The organism is Gordonia sp. (in: high G+C Gram-positive bacteria), from assembly GCF_020438995.1.
Lineage (GTDB): Bacteria > Actinomycetota > Actinomycetes > Mycobacteriales > Mycobacteriaceae > Gordonia.
The window spans coordinates 1-2,357 of sequence record NZ_JAGQTN010000268.1 but is presented as its reverse complement, the minus strand read 5'-3'; the positions used below and the strand labels follow the sequence as shown (position 1 = coordinate 2,357).

The following is a 2,357-nucleotide window of genomic DNA, read 5'->3' as shown; positions in this document are numbered from 1 at the left end:
GCGTCGCCGCGCACCATGTCGCGCATCAGCGTCGACGGATTGGGCAGCCACTTGAGCAGATTGACCACCGACAGCCAGGCCGGGATGAACGCCGACGGCATACCGCCGGTGATGTAGATGTCGCGGACGATGTCGTCGCAGCCCTCGACGGCGAACACCGCGCCCAGGCCCTCGGGTCGCTTGTCGGCGGCCTGCAGCGAGTTGATGGCCGAGTACGACCAGCCGGCCAGGCCGAGCTTGCCGTCGCACCAGTCCTGCTCGCGCACCCAGTCGAGGATCTCGACGGAATCCTGCTGTTCGCGGGCACCGAGGATCTCCCATTTGCCGTGGCTGGCACCGGTGCCGCGGACGTCGACGATGATCTGGACGTAGCCCGAGCGCACGAGCGTGCGGTTGACGCCGAAGACGTCGAACACGCCGCCCGCGAGGGTCTTGGTGAGCTTGCTCAGCCCTTCGAAAGCGGTGCCGGTGGCGTCGACCGAGCCGGCGGCGTTGCGCATCGCCTTGCTGACGACGGGCACGTGGAGCGCGTGGTCGATGAAGTCGATGGCGGCCCGGTTGTACGGGTTGATGTTGACGATCGCCGGGTAGGGGGTGAGTGCGGTCTGCCCGAACCGGTTGGCCGGCCGGATGACGGTGGCACGTAGTTTGACGCCGTCGCTCATCCGGATGGTGACGTCGCGGTCGATGGACACCCGCGGGTAGATCTGCTTGCCGTCCACCTGCTCACGCCAGCGGATGCCGTCGGCACCGCCGGTCGGATCCCCCAGTGGGAGAGTGCCGAAGTGATCCCCGCGGCGCAGCGGCGGTCCGTCGGCACGGGGGATCTCCGGCACTGCCCCGAGGCGGCCAAGGACCGGACCGAGCTGAACCGGATCGAGTTGATACGTCATGGTGCATCACCTGCTTCCCGCGCGTGACGACGTGTCGCCCCAAGGGGGAAGCGGTGGCCCCGAAACGCTGTCAACGTTGTGTTGTCAACGTCGTCGGGGGCCTGCCGGCACCTCGTCGTGTCAGTGCGAACATTTCATATAACAAAGTCGATCTGTGTCTTATGTCACGTCCACGGTCTAGCTGAGACTATCTCAGGTTCTGTCTCAACTACACATCCGGGGGGCCTCAATTTAATACGTGTTCGGAAAGTCCCAGGTCAACGGCGGCGGCCGCCTCCAAAACCATCCATCCGGACAGTTGAACCGACAGGTCCTGCTCGGGCATCTGCGACGACTGCGTGGCACCGTCCACGGTCTTGCCGGCGGCTCCCCCGGAGACCGGCATCCGGGCAGGAGTCCGCCAGTCGTGGCCGAACACGGGCGACCCGTCGACGTCGAGCCGGTGCGTCCACGCGGCCTCGGCGCTGGTGGTGACGATGGTCGCCGCCCGTCGGCGCAGGTCGGCGGCGCCCGGGGCCGAATCCGGCAGATCGGTGGCGACGAGCGCCAGATAGCGGGCGAGGATACCGGCGAACAGGCCGCCGTCGCCGCCACCGCCGAACGGAGCGGCCTTGATGATCCCGTCTGGGGCCACTCGGCGCTCGACCGCGCCGAGCAACCGGTCGACGCGCTCGGCGTGCACGGCATCGCCCGTCAGTCGCAGCAGTTCGGTCTCGGCACCCAGGACAACCCCTTGACAATAGGTATAGATCGCCTTCACGCGCTCCGTGCCGCCGGGCCGCGGCCGGATGCCGTCGATGATCAACTTCGACTCGGGGTCCACCAGGGTGGCGTCGATCCAGTCGCACATCGCCGCCGCCCGCTCCACATGACCGGTCCGCGCCAGCAGAATAGCCGCGGGCCCGTTGGCGGGAGCGTTGAAGAACGGATCGGACTCGTTCGACGCCTTCTTGTTGCGCCACGGGATGCCGCCGCCGGCCTCCGGCGCCCACGGGGCCAGCATCTGCCCCGTCAGCGCCTCCTGGGCCCGTAGGTGTGACAGCTCGAGCTTGCGGTCGGCGCGTTCGACGGCCAGACCCAGCCACGCCATGTCGTCGTAGTAGTTGTTGATCCACCTGCCCCGGTTGCGCAGCCGGATGCCGCGGAGCAATAGATCGGTGGCCCCGGCGACGAGCGGATCGAAGGACCGGTCGCCGCTCGCGCTGCCGGAGGGACGATGAACCGCCGCGTCGACGAGAGTGTCAACGAAGTGGGCGTGCCACCAGTAGTGCCAGCTACCGGCCTTGCGCTTGGGCCAGGTGACATCGGCGATGCGGGTGCCCGGCAGGCGCAGCAACCGGCGCAGGTGCCTGGTCGCCACGGCGTGGGCGGCGTCCGCCGCCCGGTCGTTGGGTGAGGCGGACGCCCATGCGGCGGCACCCGAAGCGGCTGGGCGGTGAGCGGTCGGCCATGAGTCCATAGCCG

The 2,357-nt window shown here is 68.4% G+C and carries 2 protein-coding genes; both read right to left on the bottom strand.

Features of this window, described 5'->3' with window-relative positions:
- On the bottom strand, positions 1-893 hold an 893-nt coding region (locus KDB67_RS18745; RefSeq protein WP_291019039.1), incomplete at its 3' end, for a CocE/NonD family hydrolase.
- A 226-nt stretch (positions 894-1,119) separates the two neighbouring features.
- On the bottom strand, positions 1,120-2,352 hold the full coding sequence (locus tag KDB67_RS18740) for a glycoside hydrolase family 76 protein (protein WP_291019041.1): 1,233 nt from the start codon (positions 2,350-2,352) through the stop codon (positions 1,120-1,122).
- Between the last annotated feature and the right edge of the window lie 5 nt (positions 2,353-2,357).

Bases quoted from the DNA above. Each gene is read 5' to 3' on its own strand.
- KDB67_RS18740 (WP_291019041.1), bottom strand. From the start codon at position 2,352: ATGGACTCATGGCCGACCGCTCACCGCCCAGCCGCTTCGGGTGCCGCC.